The sequence below is a fragment of the Mesorhizobium sp. M0088 genome, from assembly GCF_040322895.1.
GTDB lineage: Bacteria > Pseudomonadota > Alphaproteobacteria > Rhizobiales > Rhizobiaceae > Mesorhizobium.
The window spans coordinates 1-16,414 of record NZ_JAMYUI010000025.1 but is presented as its reverse complement, the minus strand read 5'-3'; the positions used below and the strand labels follow the sequence as shown (position 1 = coordinate 16,414).

Here is a 16,414-nt window from a genome sequence, read left to right as displayed (position 1 = left end):
CTGCTTATTGCCTGACGCTTCTCGCCACCAGCCGCGCCACGCTCGGGCCGATCACCAGCACGATCAGGAAGCGTGCCGATTGCAGGGCCATGACGAAAGAGATGTCGACGTTCTGCGCTGCTGCGGCGATGATGGCGATGCTGTCCATGCCGCCGGGGCTGGTCGCCAGATAGGCGGTCAGCGGATCGATGCCCAGGAGATGGCTGATCATGAAGGCAAGGCAGCCGCAAAAGGCGACCAGCGCCACGATCGAGGCGATGATCTGCGGCAAGGCGCGCGCCGCATGGCGCAGGATCGCCCTGGTGAAGTTCAGGCCGATCGACCAGCCGACCATGGCGTAGCTGACGGCCAGCAGCCATTGCGGCAATTGCATTTCCACGCCCAAGCCGAGATGGACGACGGTGCCGAAGACAAAGGTGCCGAGGAAGAAGGGCGAGGGCAGTCGGCACAGCTTTCCCGCCAGGCCGCCAACCAGCGCGATGCCGATGGTGGCGGCGAAGGCCTGGCGGTCGATCGGCGGAAACCAGACGATGGGCGGGATTTCGACGCCCGAGGTGTCGACCCACATCTTGGCAACGAGTGCTGCGGTCATCGAGACGAAGATGACGCGCAGATATTGCATGAAAGCGACGAGGCGCTGGTCGGCACCGAAGGCACCGGCCATCAGCACCATGGCGGTGGCCGCACCCGGCGACGAGCCCCAGACGGCGGTGGTGCCGGGCAGGATGCGCCAGCGGCTGATCAGCCAGCCGAGCAGGCTGGAGGCAGTGACGGTCGCCACCACGACGCCTAAAAACAGCGGCCATTCCTGGTAGAAGACCGGAAAGATGTCGGCCGAGATCGAGCTGGCGACGAGGCAGCCGACGATCGCCTGGGCGGCGCCGAACAGAAGATGCGGCACACGCACCGTGGCGCCATTGGTGCCGGCGACGATGGCCGCCAGCATCGGTCCGATCAGCAACGCCGCCGGCAGGGTGGCGAGTTCCAGCGCGCCGGCAAACAGCAGGGAAACAACCAGCAGGGCAAGCCACTGCCAGAGCTTACGCATCCGCGCCATGCGCTCGAGTGTGGGCAGGTCCGGGGATGGCTGCTCGGCCGAGGAATCCATGTTTCGGTCTTAGACTTGAAGCGGGACGATGCGAACCCCCGCTTTGCCGAAAAAGGAAGCTGTGTGACGCGCGAGTCACGCAGTTTACCAAGGTGTCAGAGCTTTCGGATAGGACCGGGATAACGGGCGACAAGATCGTCCATCGTCAGCAAGGTAATCCCCTCAATGGTTGCCTGGGCGACCAGGATTCGATCGAAGGGATCCTTGTGGATCGCCGGAAGTCCGTCGATGGCGAGGGCATGTTCACTGGTGATCGGCAAGTCGTGATAGCCATTGTCGAATAGGCCTCGCCGGAGCAAACGGGGATCGACCTGGAAATCATCCCGTCCCAGTCCTCGTTTGATTGCGATCTCCCAAAGGCTGGCGGGACTGAACAGCAATTCGTTCTCGGGGTCCTCAATCTCGGCGAGAGCCGCAGGTGTTAGCCGATCCGGTTCGCCAGCCGCCCACAGCAGCAAATGGGTGTCGAGTAGCAGTTTCAAGTGTTGACACCGAACAGTTGCTCAATCTCCTCGCCACCCATGCGGTCGAAATCGTCGGGAACGGAAAACTGGCCGGCCATAAAACCGACCCTTCGCGCCTGCGACGAGGCCGGCTGATCGATAGGCACGACTTTCACCAATGGTTTGCCCGCCTTGGCGATGATGAACGGCTCACCTTTGGCAGCTCGGTCAACGAGACGTGAAAGATTGGTCTTCGCATTGTGGATGTTCACGGTCTGCATCGCAGGTTTCTCCAAGTGGACTTAGTCCACAGAACTTAGTCCATTTTCAGAGAATTACAAGTGGAGCGCGATGACTGGCAAAACCCGGGGTCGAGATTGTTCACCTGTCGATATTGCACCTGGAGTGCGAACCTCGCCTCGGCATAAGCCGTGGGCGGATCACCCCGTCTTGCCGTCAGCCAGCCCGAAGCCGGCGACGGGGTGGGTCTCGACCTGGAATTCGAAGCCGGCGATGAACGGCCGCGCCTTGGCGATCGCCGCCTGGACTTCGGGAAGCTGCAGCGAGGCCTTGTGGCTTTCGGCGTCGGTCCACACTTCGGTGACCCAGATCGCGTCGGCATCGGCGGGGTCGCGCGCGATGATATAGCTCAGGCAGCCCGGCAGGGCGCCTGTACTGTCGCGCAGAAGGTCCATGACCGCGTCACGCTGGCCGCGCGCCGCCCGCATCTTGCCGATCAGTCCGTACATTCCGTTGTCTCCCTTTGAGGTTTTCGACAAGAACATGCAGACCGCCAGTATGCCGGTAGCCGTTCAAGGCATCAACTGGCCGCCATTCACCTCGATCACCTGGCCGGTGATGTAGCCGCTGAGAAGGTCCGAAGAGAGGAACAGATAGGCGCCGACGCAATCCTGCGCCGTGCCGGCGCGTCCCTGCGGAATGGTGGCGACCATGCCCTTCATCTGCTCGTCGGTCGAATAGCGCTCGTGGAACGGGGTGAGAATGGTTCCGGGCGCTACCGCGTTGACGCGGATGCCGAAGCCGATCAGTTCCTTGGCCATGCCGCGCGTCACATTGGAGACGAAGGCCTTGGCTGAGCCGTAAAGCCCGGCGCCGCCGCCGGCGCCGTTGCGCGCGGCGATCGAGGAGGTGTTGACGATGAAGCCGCCCTGTTTCTTCAGCCACGGGATCGCCTTGCGCGAAGCAGTCAGCACCGAGCGCGCATTGAGGTCCATCACAGCGTCGTAATGCGCCTCGGTCTGCTCGGCATAAGGGATGCGGCCAAGCATGCCGCCGGCATTGTTGACCAGCCCGTCGAGGCGGCCGAAATATTGCGCGCTGTCCTCGACGACGCGCTCGACATCGGCGGCAACGGAAAAATCGCCCTGAACGAGAAACACCTCGCCGCCCTTGTCGGCAATCGTCAAGCCGAGCTTCTCGGCGGCGTCTTGACTCGAATTGTAGTGCAGCGCCACCTTGCATTTCTGCGCTGCATAGGCCAGCGCGAGCGCCGCTCCGATGCCGGTTGACGCACCGGTGACCAGCACTGCCTTGCCGGCAAGATCGGGTATGCTGAGTGTGGTGGCTGGCACGGTTCTTCCTCCGGGAGGTCTGCCTGTCCTTCGTAGGCCCTTGCCACCCCGGTGTTCAAGCCTTTGAGCAATTCAAGGAAACGTGTGGAGCGGTTTCCCGGCAAAGCGAGTAGCGCTTTCCCTCGGGGAATTTGCGCCAAACAAACCGCTCTACGGATGCAGATAGGCGTAACCCTGGCCTTGCAGTTCGGCGAGTTTGACGACGCCGCCCTTGTCGGCGGCATGAAACCCGGCGAGCAGGTCGGGGAGCGAAATATCCATGCCTTGCATGGTGTTGGCGCAGGCATGGGGTTCCAGCCCCTGCCGCACCAGGCCGGCGAAGCGCCCGGAAATCGCGGCCGATATGCCTTTCGACTTGAAGGCCGCGAGCGCGGGACCATGCACGACCAGCACGATGTCGACATTGCCGCCGGTGCCCTCATAGTGGTTCTTGATGTTGCCGAGCACGAAATTGACCTTGTCGGTGTCGCTCAAGTGGTAGGCGACTTTTTGCCTTGCGGGCTCGGTGGCGGCTGCCTGTGCTGCCCGCAAACCGAGAAGCGTTCCGGTTCCGGCAAGAACCGCGCGGAACATATCGCGCCGACGCATGGAATCCTCCTCCGCTTGGCGGCCCGCCGCGAATTGCGTGGCTGCGGCCGCAATACTAGCATAAATTGACGTTGCGTCCTGTCGATGCGGAGGAGAGATCACATGGCGTTCAGGGCAGGGGAATGGAAGACAGTCGCCGGCGCCGGGTTTGGCGCGGCGCTGCTTGGCTTGCTTGCCGGATCGGCCTCCGCCGACGATGCGCTGAAGCTCACCGAACTCAGTCCGAACGGCGCTGATGCCTGTTTCGGCCGCGTCTATGATGCGGGGCATCTCAAGGCGCACCCGAAGCAGAAGGTAACGCGGATCTTCTTCTACTACGGCCATGATCCGGTCAGCCGGCCGAACGAGGAACCGACCGTGAATTCCGACACGTCCTACAATGCTTTCATCGCCACCACCGTGCGCGGCGCCAAGTCGCCGGAATGGGCCGGCGGCTGGTGCAATCATGCGTCCGAGGACGGCAAGACAGGCCCGGTTCATTGCGGCATGGAATGCGACCGGACGCTTGCGTCGCTGAAGGTCGACGACAAGGGCCGGCTGTTCCTCTCGGATCTGCAGCCCGACATCTATCTCGATGCCGGTTCGGAAGAAGAACTTGGCGCTGCGGAATATAGCAGGCAGGCACTCGGCAAGGATGACGACAATTTTCGCCTCGACCCGATCCCAGCGGCGACCTGCAAGGCGGAGTTCGCGCGCATCGATCCGGTCGACCCGGCGCTAGGCCCGCCGCTGCGCGAGCGGCTGAAGCCGGACCAGGCCTTCTGCTATGGGCGCGACTACGATGCGGCGCATCTCGGCTCGCACCCCGATCAACTCACCCAGTCGATCCGGGTTTTCCGCGGCAAGGTAGAGCTGGCGTCCTTCGCCTCGGGTGGCGACGCCGCCAACTGGCCAGACGGCGCCGACATTGCCGTTACCGTCACCACACGGCAGAAATCGGCTGAGGTTACGCAGACCTATTCCTGCCAGGGCGAAGCCGACCAGTGGCGCTGCGCGGCCAGTTCGAAGATGAGCGATTCTTCCTGCGACATCGCGCAGAAGGAGATTTTCCTCAAGCGTGGCCTCAATGGCACGATGATGCTGGCAAATCCCAACAGCGCGCTCGCGATCGTCGACCTGTGTTCGAAGGCCGCCGATGGCAAGACGAAATCCGACGACAAGGTCTATCGGCTGCAGCCGATGCCGCAATCGGCCTGCTCGCCTTGAGCTTCAATGGAGGGCGCGAATGGATAAGGCAAAAGTCTTTTGGTCTGGCGGATCGCAAGCAGTACGCATGCCGAAGAAATACCGTTTCGATACCGGCGAGATTTCAATCCGTCGCGAGGGCCGAGCGGTCGTTCTCGAACCGCTTGCGCAGGATTGGGTCTGGCTCGACAGTTTGACCGGGCCACTTGACGACGATTTTGTTGAGGCAGCTTTGGAAGGCCGATAGAGACTGGCGGCGCAGACCATAGGATCCATGCGTGACATCTGAGCGCTGCTGCGGTGCAGAATTCTGTTCCGCTGCACTCTACGGACAAGGTCGCGGCATGGATCCTCGGGTCTCCGCGACGGAGCTTCGCTCCTGCTTCGCCCGTGGATGACGAAGTCGAGAAGCTTCGGTTAATTTTCCCAAGTCGCTACAGGAAATCGCCTCAGGCGAACGGCACGGCGGTTGTGCCCTTCGGCAGCTTGGCCTCGTCGTCGGGCTCGACATGGATGGTGACGCGCACCGAGGGGATTTCGGCTTTCAGCGCGTCCTCGATGCGGTCGCAGATGACATGGCTGGCGCCGACCGACATGTCTGCGTCGACGACCAGATGAAACTCGATGAAGGTGGCGCGGCCGGCGATGCGCGTCTTGAGGTCGTGCACCTCGAGCGCGCCCTTGCAATTGGCCGAGATGACGTCACGGATGCGCATGTGTTCCTGGGTGTCGACGGCGCGGTCCATCAGGCCGTTCATCGACGAGCCTATGACATGCCAGCCCTGCCACAGGATGTTCAAAGCCACGAGGACGGCAAGTGCGGGGTCAAGGATCTGCCAACCGGTCAGGATCGCTCCGACCAGGCCGCCGAAGACGCCGATCGAGGTGACCACGTCGGTCATGATGTGGTTGCCGTCGGCGACCAGTGCCGGTGATTTCTCCGCCCTGCCGGCGCGGATCAACGTCCCGGCCCAGAAGGCGTTGATGACCGTAGCGACGCCGTTGACGGCAAGACCTTCCCAGGGCTGTTCGAGCGGTGCCGGGGTCTGCCAGTGGCGCCAGACCTCGTTGAGGATCAAAAGGGCGGCGAGCACGATCAGCACGCCTTCCAGCACCGCCGAGAAATACTCGGCCTTGTGATGGCCGAAAGGGTGGTCCTGGTCGGCCGGCTTGTGGCTGACCTGGATCGCCCAGAAGGCTGCAACCGAGGCAATGACGTTGACGATCGATTCCAAGGCGTCCGAGTAGAGCGCCACCGAGCCGGTGACGTACCAGGCGGCAGCCTTCAGCGCGAGCACGACAAAAGCGACGATAATCGACCAGAAGGCGAGATTGGCGATTTTGCGCTTCGCGGCCGCCTTGGCCGCGATCGCCATCGTGTTCTCGGCTTCAGCCATGATCGTCAGGCGGCCTTTTCCTTGGCCTTGCGGGGCAAGTGGGCGACGATGTTCTCGATGATGCGCATGCCGGCATTGTGGCCGAGCGTCATGATCGATTCCGGGTGGAACTGTACCGCGGCGATAGGCTCCTTGCGGTGTTCGAAGGCCATGATTATGCCGTCCTCGGTCTCGGCTGTGACGATGAAATCGTCGGGCAGGCGCACCGGATCGGCAAAGATCGAGTGGTAGCGGCCGACGGTCACTTCCTTGGGCAGGCCCGAGAAGATGATGCCGGGCTTGGAGACCCGGATGCGCGACGGCTTGCCGTGCATCGGTATGTGCAGCTGCCGCAGTTCGCCGCCATAGGCCTCCGCCAATGCCTGCAGGCCAAGGCAGACGCCGAAGATCGGCAGTTCGCGGGCGCGCGCCTTCTTGATGGTTGCGGCGCAATCGAAGTCCTTCGGCGTGCCGGGGCCGGGCGACAGCACGACGAGATCGGGTTTCAGCCGGTCGAAGACTTCCTCAGGCACCGGCGAGCGAACGGTCGAGACGTTGGCGCCGGTTTGGCGGAAATAATTGGCCAGGGTGTGGACGAAACTATCCTCGTGGTCGACCAGCAGGATGTTGACGCCGTCGCCGACGCGCGCGGTCGTGCGCTCGGTGCTGGCGGAATTGCCTGTCTTGGCGTCGCGGATGGCGGAGAGCATGGCGGATGCCTTCAGTTCGGTTTCGGCTTCTTCTTCCTCGGGAATGCTGTCGAACAGCAATGTGGCGCCGGCGCGCACTTCGGCAATGCCGTCCTTGATACGGATGGTGCGGAGCGTCAGGCCGGTGTTCATGTCGCCGTTGAAATTGACCATGCCGATCGCGCCGCCATACCAGGCGCGCGGGCTTTTCTCGTTCTGCTCGATGAAGCGCATGGCCCACAATTTCGGCGCGCCGGTCACGGTGACCGCCCAGGCATGCGACAGGAAGGCATCGAAGGCATCCATGCCTTCGCGCAGCCGGCCTTCGATGTGGTCGACCGTGTGGATCAGGCGCGAATACATTTCGATCTGCCGACGGCCGATGACGCGCACCGAACCCGGCTCGCAGACCCGCGACTTGTCGTTGCGATCGACGTCCGAGCACATGGTCAGCTCGGATTCGTCCTTCTTCGAGTTGAGCAGTTTCAGGATCTGCTCTGAGTCGGAAATGGCGTCGTCGCCGCGCTTGATGGTGCCCGAGATCGGGCAGGTCTCGACGCGGCGGCCGTTGACGCGCACGAACATTTCCGGCGAGGCGCCGATCAGATATTCGCCTTCGCCCAGATTGATGAAGAAGGAATAGGGCGACGGATTGATGGCTTTCAGCTTGCGCGAAATCTCGGATGGCTGCGTCTCGCAGCGCTCGTAGAACATCTGGCCGGGCACGACCTCGAAAAGGTCGCCGCGCTTGAACGAATCCATCGCCTTGCGCACCAGATCGGCGTATTCGCCGGGTTCATGGTCGCCGCGCGGCGGGATGCGGTCGGGGCTCTTGAACGGCTCGGTGATTTCGTCGCGCGGCAGCCCTTCAGTCGAAAAACCCTCGCCGGCATAGTCGTAGCGGTCAGTCCAGGCCTTGGCGGAATAATGGTCGACGACCAGAATCTCGTCGGGCAGGAAAAGCACCAGGTCGCGCTGGCTCTCTTTGCGCTCGAGGGTGTGTTCGACCGGATCGAACTGGAAGGCGAGGTCGTAGCCGAAGGCGCCGTAGAGACCAAGATTGGCGTCTTCCTCGGTCTTGAACAGAGCGGTGATGGCGCGCAGTACGGTGAAGACTGAAGGGACGCGGCTGCGCTCCTCCTCGGTGAAGACACGGCCGGGCTTGGCGACATCGAGGCGGATGAGTGTCTTCGACGTCTCGGCGATGGTGACATCCGCCTGGCTGGCGAGCGCCTTGCCGATGACCGGCAGCAGCGCCTCGCCACGGCGGTTCAGCGCCTCGATGCGCATGGCACGGCCGCGCGCCGAGACGACCAGCGGCGGATCGATGATGGCGGTGTCCCAGCGCGTGTAGCGGCCGGGATATTCATAATTTGAGGAAAATACAGCGCCGCGGCGCGAATTCAGGCCGTCAACGTAAGCGTCGATCGCGCCCGCATAGGGCCGGTCGTGGCGCGCGCGCGTGATGGTTATGCCACCCGCGGTCACGAAACTTTCCGCGCCGTTTTCCAGAAGCTTTATCGTCATTGCCGTCTCCATCAGCGTCTTGGGCAACGGACCCGGGAATGGCTTGGAAAAAACAAATGGCCGCCCGGACTTTCCGCTGCGGCCACCCTCTCTTTTCACGCGCACGTGTTCGAACAGGCCGCTGTCAGCAGGCCCACCACCAAATGGTCTTGATCGAACGCATGTTCATGGCGAAAATCCATAGCCGCGAAAAACCGGATGCGCAACTGATTTGAAAAGCCTGTCCGGTGGCCGCCGCTTCAGCGTCTCATGGCACATCGCCAGGGCGGACAGTGCCGCTTAGACTGTTCCTCTAACAGCAGGAGACGGGAAAACACCATGACCGAGCAGATCGAGCGTGCGCGGACGCTCCATTCCCTCCACGTCAAGGGAAACCCGATCGTTCTCTACAACGTCTGGGATCCGGGTTCGGCCAAGATCGTCGAGAAAGCGGGCGCCAAGGCGATCGCCACCGGAAGCTGGCCGGTGGCTGCCGCGTTCGGGGCGAGAAAATCCCGCTGGAGCTGGCGCTCGACAACATCAAGCGCATCGTCACTGCCGTCGACCTGCCGGTGACCATGGACCTCGAGGGCGGCTACGGCGTCGATCCGGAGATTGTGGCTCGCACGGTGACGTTGGCGCTACGGGCCGGCGCTATCGGTTTCAATTTCGAAGACCAGGTTGTCGGCGGCACCGGCCTGCACGACATTTCTGTTCAGGTAAAACGCATCGAAGCTGCGGCAGCGGCCGTCAAGGCCTCCGGCATACCGGCGTTCATCAACGCCCGAACCGACATCTTCCTCAAGGCGAAACCGGATGCGCATGACGACGTCCTGCTCGACCAGGCCATCGAGCGCGCGCAGGCCTTCGAAAAAGCCGGCGCACACGGCTTCTTTGCGCCGGGTCTTGGCGATGAGGACCTGATCGAGACGCTTTGCAAGGCAATCGCGTTGCCGGTCAACATCATTGCGCTGGGGCACGTGCCGCCGCGCCAGCGGCTGGCCGAACTCGGCGTCGCCCGCATCAGCCACGGCCCGGTGCCTTACCGGCAGATGGCGGAATGGCTGGAGGCGAAGGCGCGACTAGCTATTTCGGGTTAAGTCAGTCCTCCAGCGTTCCCGACCGGGCGTCGGTGCTCTTCCTGTCGCCGACCAGCTTCAGAAGATCCTCGCCGGCGCGGATGATGCGGCGCGAGCGGCGGGTCAGGATGATGCCGTCCTGCGGCGCGAACACCTCGGTGCGGCCGTCGGCTTCACCCGGTGCATGGACGATGGTGGCGAGGCGCGCGCCCCTGGCGACGCGGTCGCCGGGTTTCACGTCGTAGAGCACGGCACCGGCCCGTGGCGCCGGCATCATGTCGATGTTTTCCAATGGCGCCACGAAGCCGGTGAAAGGACCCGGCGCGGGCAGGGTGCTATCGGCGATCACGCCGCGCGCCACCAACAGCCGGTAGAGGCCGTCGGCGTCGGCGGCGGCCAGGGCACCGTCGACATCGAGGATGCCGCGATATTCGACGGTGGTGGCGACGCGGCGGTCGAGCTTGGCCACATCGGCGGGGACGTTCTGGTAGGGCATGATCGAGGCGCCCTCGAAGGTGCCGTCGGTGTCCTCGCTCCACAGCACGACCGCGTCGACGCCCATGGCGGCGGCGCAATCGGCCATGGCAGGCCACAGGCTGGTGTGGACGTAGAGGTAGGCGAGGCCCTCGTCATCGCAGTGCAGGTCGAGCACGATGTCATGGCCGAGCGAGAGCTGCACCAGCCGCGTCTTCAGCCGCTGGTCGACGCTGCCAAGGGTGGTGTCGGGCAAGAGCGCTGTGTCGGGCGCGGTGAGCAGCGGAAAGCCGCGGTTGAAATTGGTGCGCGTGCCCAGATGGAAGCGGCCCTGATGCTCGCCGAAATGATATTGCGCCCGGCCGATCGGATTGGCCCAGGGCACGACGGTGAGATTGCCCTTGATGCGGCCTTCGGCCTCCGCTTTGGCAAGCATCGGCATCAGCGCGTCGATGGCGACGACGCCCGGCAACTCGCCGGCATGGAGTGCCGCCTGTAGGTATGCCGAAGGAGCAGCCTTGTCGGAACCAGTGAAGCGGAACAGCGGGAATTCGTAGGAAACCCCTTCGCTTTCGCCGGCGATGCGCTCGATCGATTTCTGCATGACTTCCTCCATCAAGAGCGAGAGACATGCGATTTGAAGGCGCCGATGTCGATTGGTCCAGCCCGCCGCGCTATGGGCGCAAGAGGCTATTCAGCCGGAAGCGGGATGACCGGCGCGCGCCGGTCCAGCGCCTGCGACAGCACGGCGACGGTGACCGCCAACAAAGCGAGTGCTGCGCCGACCAGCGGCAAATTGGCATAGGAAACACCGGCGGAAAGGGCAACGCCGCCGATCCAGGCGCCGCTGGCATTGCCGACATTGAAGGCGCCCTGGTTCAGCGTGGCGGCGAGGTTCGGTCCCTCGGAGGCCGCCTCGACGACCCGGATCTGCAGCGGCGGCACGACGACGAAGATGAGCAGGCCCCACAGGAAGACGATGCCGACGGCAACGCTGGCGATTGCGCCGAACTGCCTGAAGCCAACGAAAAGCAGGGCCATCAGCAGCAGCGTGCCGATCACTGTCGGCATCAGTTTCCAGTCGGCCAGTCTGCCGCCGATAATGTTGCCGATGGTCATGCCCGCGCCGAACAGCAGCAGAACCCACGTGACTGCCGAGGTCGACAAGCCCGATACCTCGGTGAGGTAGGGTTTGATGTAGGTGAAGACGGTGAACAGGCTTGCGGAGGTCAGCGCCGCGATCAGCATGGCCAGCCAGACCTGCAGCTTGCCCAGCACGCGCAGCTCGCCGCGCAGGCCGCCACCGCTTGGCTGGGCGACATCGGACGGCACCAGCCAGGCGATCGCTGCCACCGAGATCAGGCCGATACCGACCACGGCAACGAAGGTGGAGCGCCAGCCGAACGCTTCGCCAAGTGCGGTTCCGGCGGGAACACCCAGGATGTTGGACAGCGTCAGCCCGGCGAACATCAGCGCGATGGCGCTGGCGCGTTTGTTGCGCGGCACCAGGCTGGCGGCAACGACCGAGCCGATGCCGAAGAAGGCGCCATGGCCGAAAGCGGTGAAAACGCGCGCGGCCATCAGCGTCCAGTAGTTGGGCGAGATGGCGCAAAACAGATTGCCGATGACGAACAGGACGGCCAGCCCGACCAGCACAGGCTTACGCGGCAAATGCGCGGTGGCCATCGCCACGATCGGCGCGCCGAAGACGACGCCCAGCGCATATCCGGTAACCAGCAGGCCGGCAGAAGGGATCGATACGCCGAGGTCGGCTGCGACCTCGGGCAGCAGGCCCATGATCACGAATTCGGTGGTGCCGATGCAGAAGGACGCAATGGCAAGCGCAAGGATCGGCAAGGGCATGGGGCGTCCAGACTGAATCGGTTCAAATTGAGACTGCGCGAAGGACGCCACCGTGCGCAAGCTGCATTGCTGCATTGCAGCGATGCAGAAAAGGAAGAGCTTTGAAATGGGTCGCTAACAGGCTGTCAAACCAGCGGCTTCAATTCCTGGGCAATGGTTGGCAACAGCTCCGAGACATTCGGGTGGATGTGCACGGCACGCGCCAGCGTGTCGACGGGCGCCTTGGCGTACATCAGGTCGAGTACGCTATGGATAACCTCGTCGCCGCCGGGGCCGAGCACCGAGCAGCCGAGGATCTGCCTGGTGTCGGCGTCGACCAGGATCTTCATGAAGCCCTGCGTCTCGCCCTTTTCGATAGCGCGGCCGACGCGGGTCATCGGCCGCTGGCCGACCAGCGCGCGACGGCCGGATTTCTTCACCGCGGCCTCGGTCATGCCGCAGCGGCCGAGCGGTGGGTCGATGTAGAGCGCATAGGCTTCGATGCGATCACTGACCTTGCGCGGATCGTTGTCCAGCAGGTTGGCGGCGACGATCTCGTAGTCGTTGTAGGAGGTGTGGGTGAAGGCGCCCCTGCCGTTGCAGTCGCCCATCGCCCAGATGCCGGGCACGCTGCTGCGCAACTGGTCGTCTACAGAGACGAAGCCGCGCTTGTCGACCTCCACGCCAGCCCTCTCCAGGCCGAGGTCATCGGTGTTGGGCGTCCGCCCCAGAGCCAGCAGCACGTGCGAGCCGACCGCCGGCGGTTTGCCGGCGGAGAAGGTCACGGCAATGTCCTGGCCCTGTCTGGCGAAAGCGATGTCGTCGGCGCCGACATGGACCGTGATGTCTTCGTTTTCGAGGATCGACAGGATGGCGGCGGAGACATCCTCGTCCTCGCGGCCGGTCAGGCGTGGGCTCTTCTCGATGACGGTGACTTCGCTACCGAAGCGGCGGAACATCTGTGCGAATTCGAGCGAGATGTAGCTGCCGCCGACGACGATGAGATGGCGCGGCAGCACGTCGAGATCCATCATCGAGGAATTGGTCAGATAGTCGATGTCGTGGATGCCGGGCAGGTCTGGGACCGAGGCTCGGCCGCCGGTGTTGAGGAAGATCTTTTCGGCGGTCAGCAGATCGTCGCCGACGCGCACCGTGTTGGCGGATTCGAAACGCGCATGGCCGCGATAGAGGGTGCATTTGTCCATGCCGGCAATCCAGGTCTCGAGATTGGTGCGGGCGTCGATCGTCACCTTGTCCTTGCGCGCCTTGATCCTGGCATAGTCGACCCCGACGGGGCCACTGAGCGTCACGCCGTAGTCGGCGGCGCGGCGCGCCAGATGCGCGGCGTAGGCACTGGCGACCATGGTCTTGGTCGGCATGCAGCCGGTGTTGACGCAAGTGCCGCCGACCAGCTTGCGCTCGATCAGCGCCACGCTCATGCCGGCGGCCGTCAGCCGGCCGGCCAGCGGAGGGCCAGCCTGTCCGGCACCGATGATGATGGCGTCGAAGGTTTTCGTCGTCATGCCACCGCCGCTACGATCAGCAGGCCGCCGATGATCGCCACCGCGTCCTCGATGAAGGCGGCGGGCGGATCCTTGCCGAAGGCGGCTGCGAGCCGGCCGCGAGCTTCAGCGCCGCCCAGCGTGCCGATGACAGCGCCGATGGCGCCGGCAATCAAGCCGCCGATGGTGGCACCGCCTGTCGCGCCGATCACCGCGCCGGTGAAGGCGCCCATGACGATGCGGGCGCCGAATTGCTGCGGCACTTTACGGCTCGGCGTCGACGGCAACTGGTCGGTGACCAGTTCGACGATGGCCAGGATGGTGAAGATGCCGACAGCCGCCCAGTGACTCATGAAGCTCGCCCAGGTGCCGGCAACCGGCAGCCAGCCGAGATAAGCGCCCCAGGCAACGGCAGCCGGCGCCGTCATGGCGCGAAGACCGGCAATGACGCCGATCAGAAGTGCGAGAATGTAGAGCATGGTCGATCCCCCTCGATCACCGGGCCAGGACGGCCTTTGAGACGGCAGGCTACCATAGGTCCAATATTTGACCAGTACTTGCATCGGCGCTTTTCTGTTGGCCGCACTTGTGCTTTTGAAGGACGTGAACTGGAGACCGCGTCATGGCCGAAAGCGAGCGCGTGAGGATGGCGGCCGGCGAATGGTACACCTGCCTCGATGATGAGCTGGAGTCCTTGCGTATGGTAGCGCGTGACGCGGTGTTCGAGCACAATTGCCTGCCGCCGCGGCAGCGCGGCAATCTCGGGTCGGGCTTGAAAGCTTTACTCGGCGACGCCGGCGAGGGTGCCCGCATCGAGGCGCCGTTTCACTGCGCCTATGGTTTCAACATCTTTCTCGGCGACGGCGTCTTCCTCAATGCCGGCTGCACCATCCTCGACACGGCGAGTGTGCGCATCGGCAAGGGAACGCTGCTCGGTCCCAATGTGCAGATTTATTGCGCCGAGCATCACAAGGAGGTCGCTGGGCGGCAAGCTGGACTGGAGATCGCCAAGCCGGTCGAGATCGGCGCCAATGCGTGGATCGGCGGCTCAGCCGTCATCCTTGGCGGCGTCAGCATCGGTGAAGGTGCCATCGTCGGCGCCGGCGCGGTGGTGACGCGCGACGTGGCTGCGAACACCACGGTGGTCGGCAATCCGGCACATCAGGTCAAGCGGGACTGAATAGATCAGGACGACAGAACGTACGTCATGCGCTCGCCCTGGTCGGTCCTTCTGGAGAATTCGCGCCGATACTGCGCCGGCGATGTTCTGAGCCTTGCGGCGAAATGCTGACGCAGCGAGGTGGCGCTGCCGAAGCCGGCTTCGAACGCCACCAGGTCCATCGATTTCTCCGTTGCCTCCAGCAGCCGTTGAGCCAGTTCTATCCGTTGGCTGGTCAGCCAATCGCCGAAACTGGTGCCGATCGATTTTTGGAAGCGGCGGGTAAAGGTGCGCCGGGTCAGGCCGGCGGCCTCGGCGACGCTATCCAGGCTATGAGTCTCTCCGAGCGCCGCGCGAACCGCGTCGAGGGCCTGGGTGAACCGGTCGGCGTCCGCGCTTCTTTCCACCGGATGCTCGATGAATTGCGCCTGCCCGCCCTGCCGATGCGGAGAAAGAACGATCTGGCGGGCGAGCCGCAGTGCCGCTTCCGCGCCGTAGCGGGCGCGCACGATGTGGAGACAGCAGTCCAGACCGGCGGCGACGCCGGCCGAGGTCACGATGTCACCATTGTCGACATAGAGCACCGAGGCATCGACGGCGACGTCGGGATGGATTTTCTGCAACTGTTCGGAATAGGCCCAGTGCGTCGCGGCACGACGGCCCGAAAGCAGCCCGGCCGCGGCAATGGCGAAGGTTCCAAGGCACAGGCCGACGATCAAGGCCCCGCGTTGGTGCGCCCGGCGCAGCGCCTCCATCAGCGGCGGCGATGCCGGCTCGCCGAGATGATGCCAGCTTGGAATGATGACGATATCGGCGCCGTCGAGCCCTTCGAGTCCATGCGGCGCGGCAATTGTCAGTCCGGCCTCGGTGTGGATCGGGCCGGGCTTGACCGCGCAGATGCGGAAGTCGAAGCGCGGCAGGCCAAGCGCCGTCCTGTCCTCTGCGAAGACCAGGCACGGTACGGAAAGGTGGAACGGGCTGATGCCGTCGAAGGCGAGTACGGCAATGATCGGGTCGGTCATGGGTGCTTCCGGCAGTTGAATGCGGATTGTCCCAATTCTTTCGAATGATGTCAATCGGGCCACTTTCGACTGTCGGGGAGTCCGCCTATTTTCGGTCCATCGCATTCAAGCCGGAAAGGAAAACACCATGTCTGACCCAGCCCACGCCACGCCACGCCGGGCGCTGATCGTCGTCGATGTGCAGAACGATTATGATGGCGGCAGTCTTGCCATCCAGCATCCGCCGTTCCGCGACAGCGTCGTCCATGTGGCGCGGGCGATGGATGCAGCGACTGCTGCCGGCATCAAGGTGGTGGTCGTCAAGCAGATGGCGCCCGAGACATCGCCGATCTTCGCCGGGGGAAGCCATGGCGGCGAACTGCATCCCGAAATCGCCAGGCGTGGGCGCGACCATTATGTCGAAAAGAACCTGCCCTCCGCCTTCACCGGCACCGACCTCGAGGACTGGCTGCGCGCCAACGCCATCGATACGATCACGGTGGTCGGCTACATGACGCACAATTGCGACCTGTCGACCATCATCCACGCCGTGCATATGGGCTTTGCCGTCGAGTTCCTGTCGGATGCGACCGGATCGGTGCCTTACGCCAACAGCGCCGGCTACGCCTCGGCCGAGGAGATCCACCGCGTGGTCACGATCATCCTGCAGTCGCGCTTTGCCGCCGTGCTCAAGACCGCCGAATGGGTCGAGTGCCTGAAGACCGGCGCGCTGCCGGAACGCGACACCATCTTCGGCTCCAACCAGCGGGCGCTGTCACGCAGCGCCGCGTAGGGACTATCTAAAAACAGAAAGGGGCGCCCCACAGGAAGCCCCCCATTTTGGTAGAAAAAAAAGTATAATAAAAAAAC

18 protein-coding genes and 1 pseudogene are annotated in these 16,414 nt (G+C 63.7%); 6 read left to right on the top strand and 13 right to left on the bottom strand.

The annotated features are described in order from the left end of the window. Positions 1-4: 4 nt before the first annotated feature. The 6 genes from NKJ67_RS26405 to NKJ67_RS26380 all read right to left on the bottom strand — a co-directional run bounded on the left by NKJ67_RS26405 (position 5) and on the right by NKJ67_RS26380 (position 3,731). Positions 5-1,108: an AbrB family transcriptional regulator gene (locus tag NKJ67_RS26405; RefSeq protein WP_352584034.1), complete on the bottom strand. Its 1,104-nt coding sequence runs from the start codon at positions 1,106-1,108 to the stop codon at positions 5-7. Positions 1,109-1,203: 95 nt separating this feature from the next. After that, positions 1,204-1,590 carry a type II toxin-antitoxin system VapC family toxin gene (locus NKJ67_RS26400; RefSeq protein WP_127270551.1) on the bottom strand — a complete coding sequence of 129 codons (387 nt, stop codon included), beginning with the start codon at positions 1,588-1,590 and terminating at the stop codon, positions 1,204-1,206. Next, on the bottom strand, positions 1,587-1,832 hold the full coding sequence (locus NKJ67_RS26395; protein WP_056595839.1) for a type II toxin-antitoxin system Phd/YefM family antitoxin: 246 nt from the start codon (positions 1,830-1,832) through the stop codon (positions 1,587-1,589). The genes NKJ67_RS26400 and NKJ67_RS26395 overlap by 4 nt, the downstream gene beginning before the upstream one ends. Before the next feature lie 159 nt (positions 1,833-1,991). Next, positions 1,992-2,300 carry a putative quinol monooxygenase gene (locus NKJ67_RS26390; protein ID WP_127320720.1) on the bottom strand — a complete coding sequence of 103 codons (309 nt, stop codon included), beginning with the start codon at positions 2,298-2,300 and terminating at the stop codon, positions 1,992-1,994. 63 nt (positions 2,301-2,363) lie between these two features. Beyond that, the gene (locus tag NKJ67_RS26385) at positions 2,364-3,143 is read right to left on the bottom strand and encodes an SDR family NAD(P)-dependent oxidoreductase (RefSeq protein WP_127270549.1); all 780 of its coding nucleotides are present in this window, start codon (positions 3,141-3,143) and stop codon (positions 2,364-2,366) included. Between the two features lie 150 nt (positions 3,144-3,293). Continuing rightward, positions 3,294-3,731: a DsrE family protein gene (locus NKJ67_RS26380; RefSeq protein WP_127270547.1), complete on the bottom strand. Its 438-nt coding sequence runs from the start codon at positions 3,729-3,731 to the stop codon at positions 3,294-3,296. Positions 3,732-3,833: 102 nt separating this feature from the next. Here NKJ67_RS26380 and NKJ67_RS26375 point away from each other — a divergent pair, with 102 nt between their 5' ends. After that, positions 3,834-4,937: a hypothetical protein gene (locus tag NKJ67_RS26375; protein ID WP_128308072.1), complete on the top strand. Its 1,104-nt coding sequence runs from the start codon at positions 3,834-3,836 to the stop codon at positions 4,935-4,937. A 19-nt stretch (positions 4,938-4,956) separates the two neighbouring features. Beyond that, entirely contained in the window at positions 4,957-5,163 is a 207-nt protein-coding gene (locus NKJ67_RS26370) for an antitoxin (RefSeq protein ID WP_032808618.1), read from the top strand. A gap of 202 nt (positions 5,164-5,365) precedes the next feature. On the opposite strand, the gene NKJ67_RS26365 is transcribed toward NKJ67_RS26370, so the two are convergent. Then, positions 5,366-6,313, bottom strand: a complete 948-nt coding sequence (locus tag NKJ67_RS26365; RefSeq protein WP_352584030.1) for a cation diffusion facilitator family transporter — start codon at positions 6,311-6,313, stop codon at positions 5,366-5,368. Positions 6,314-6,318: 5 nt separating this feature from the next. Beyond that, positions 6,319-8,508: an anthranilate synthase gene (locus tag NKJ67_RS26360; RefSeq protein ID WP_256747463.1), complete on the bottom strand. Its 2,190-nt coding sequence runs from the start codon at positions 8,506-8,508 to the stop codon at positions 6,319-6,321. Positions 8,509-8,546: 38 nt separating this feature from the next. On the opposite strand from NKJ67_RS26360, the gene NKJ67_RS26355 reads away from it, so the two are divergent. Continuing rightward, positions 8,547-8,723: a hypothetical protein gene (locus tag NKJ67_RS26355; protein ID WP_164767439.1), complete on the top strand. Its 177-nt coding sequence runs from the start codon at positions 8,547-8,549 to the stop codon at positions 8,721-8,723. A gap of 34 nt (positions 8,724-8,757) precedes the next feature. Continuing rightward, a pseudogene (locus NKJ67_RS26350) lies at positions 8,758-9,587 on the top strand (isocitrate lyase/PEP mutase family protein). Position 9,588: 1 nt separating this feature from the next. Here the strand turns inward: NKJ67_RS26350 and NKJ67_RS26345 are convergent. The 4 genes from NKJ67_RS26345 to NKJ67_RS26330 form a co-directional block, all read right to left on the bottom strand. Further along, on the bottom strand, positions 9,589-10,644 hold the full coding sequence (locus tag NKJ67_RS26345) for a M14 family metallopeptidase (RefSeq protein ID WP_127272312.1): 1,056 nt from the start codon (positions 10,642-10,644) through the stop codon (positions 9,589-9,591). Positions 10,645-10,730: 86 nt separating this feature from the next. Beyond that, positions 10,731-11,903: an MFS transporter gene (locus NKJ67_RS26340; RefSeq protein ID WP_127272313.1), complete on the bottom strand. Its 1,173-nt coding sequence runs from the start codon at positions 11,901-11,903 to the stop codon at positions 10,731-10,733. Between the two features lie 125 nt (positions 11,904-12,028). Continuing rightward, a complete protein-coding gene (locus NKJ67_RS26335; protein ID WP_127321329.1) occupies positions 12,029-13,405 on the bottom strand; it encodes an FAD-containing oxidoreductase in 1,377 nt (458 codons plus the stop codon). Next, positions 13,402-13,863: a membrane protein gene (locus NKJ67_RS26330; protein WP_023809876.1), complete on the bottom strand. Its 462-nt coding sequence runs from the start codon at positions 13,861-13,863 to the stop codon at positions 13,402-13,404. Before NKJ67_RS26330 ends, NKJ67_RS26335 begins: the two co-directional genes overlap by 4 nt. 143 nt (positions 13,864-14,006) lie before the next feature. On the opposite strand from NKJ67_RS26330, the gene NKJ67_RS26325 reads away from it, so the two are divergent. Beyond that, a complete protein-coding gene (locus NKJ67_RS26325) occupies positions 14,007-14,564 on the top strand; it encodes a sugar O-acetyltransferase (RefSeq protein ID WP_352584026.1) in 558 nt (185 codons plus the stop codon). Between the two features lie 5 nt (positions 14,565-14,569). Here the strand turns inward: NKJ67_RS26325 and NKJ67_RS26320 are convergent, their stop codons facing one another. Continuing rightward, entirely contained in the window at positions 14,570-15,565 is a 996-nt protein-coding gene (locus NKJ67_RS26320; protein ID WP_352584024.1) for a GlxA family transcriptional regulator, read from the bottom strand. Positions 15,566-15,692: 127 nt separating this feature from the next. On the opposite strand from NKJ67_RS26320, the gene NKJ67_RS26315 reads away from it, so the two are divergent. Beyond that, on the top strand, positions 15,693-16,337 hold the full coding sequence (locus NKJ67_RS26315) for a cysteine hydrolase family protein (RefSeq protein ID WP_352584022.1): 645 nt from the start codon (positions 15,693-15,695) through the stop codon (positions 16,335-16,337). The last annotated feature ends 77 nt before the right edge of the window (positions 16,338-16,414 follow it).

Coding starts and splice junctions, on each gene's coding strand:
- NKJ67_RS26390 (WP_127320720.1), bottom strand. CDS start 2,300: ATGTACGGACTGATCGGCAAGATGCGGGCGGCGCGCGGCCAGCGTGAC.
- NKJ67_RS26405 (WP_352584034.1), bottom strand. CDS start 1,108: ATGGATTCCTCGGCCGAGCAGCCATCCCCGGACCTGCCCACACTCGAG.
- NKJ67_RS26355 (WP_164767439.1), top strand. CDS start 8,547: ATGGCTTGGAAAAAACAAATGGCCGCCCGGACTTTCCGCTGCGGCCAC.
- NKJ67_RS26395 (WP_056595839.1), bottom strand. CDS start 1,832: ATGCAGACCGTGAACATCCACAATGCGAAGACCAATCTTTCACGTCTC.
- NKJ67_RS26330 (WP_023809876.1), bottom strand. CDS start 13,863: ATGCTCTACATTCTCGCACTTCTGATCGGCGTCATTGCCGGTCTTCGC.
- NKJ67_RS26325 (WP_352584026.1), top strand. CDS start 14,007: ATGGCCGAAAGCGAGCGCGTGAGGATGGCGGCCGGCGAATGGTACACC.
- NKJ67_RS26375 (WP_128308072.1), top strand. CDS start 3,834: ATGGCGTTCAGGGCAGGGGAATGGAAGACAGTCGCCGGCGCCGGGTTT.
- NKJ67_RS26380 (WP_127270547.1), bottom strand. CDS start 3,731: ATGCGTCGGCGCGATATGTTCCGCGCGGTTCTTGCCGGAACCGGAACG.
- NKJ67_RS26340 (WP_127272313.1), bottom strand. CDS start 11,903: ATGCCCTTGCCGATCCTTGCGCTTGCCATTGCGTCCTTCTGCATCGGC.
- NKJ67_RS26365 (WP_352584030.1), bottom strand. CDS start 6,313: ATGGCTGAAGCCGAGAACACGATGGCGATCGCGGCCAAGGCGGCCGCG.
- NKJ67_RS26345 (WP_127272312.1), bottom strand. CDS start 10,644: ATGCAGAAATCGATCGAGCGCATCGCCGGCGAAAGCGAAGGGGTTTCC.
- NKJ67_RS26370 (WP_032808618.1), top strand. CDS start 4,957: ATGGATAAGGCAAAAGTCTTTTGGTCTGGCGGATCGCAAGCAGTACGC.
- NKJ67_RS26315 (WP_352584022.1), top strand. CDS start 15,693: ATGTCTGACCCAGCCCACGCCACGCCACGCCGGGCGCTGATCGTCGTC.
- NKJ67_RS26335 (WP_127321329.1), bottom strand. CDS start 13,405: ATGACGACGAAAACCTTCGACGCCATCATCATCGGTGCCGGACAGGCT.
- NKJ67_RS26320 (WP_352584024.1), bottom strand. CDS start 15,565: ATGACCGACCCGATCATTGCCGTACTCGCCTTCGACGGCATCAGCCCG.
- NKJ67_RS26360 (WP_256747463.1), bottom strand. CDS start 8,508: ATGACGATAAAGCTTCTGGAAAACGGCGCGGAAAGTTTCGTGACCGCG.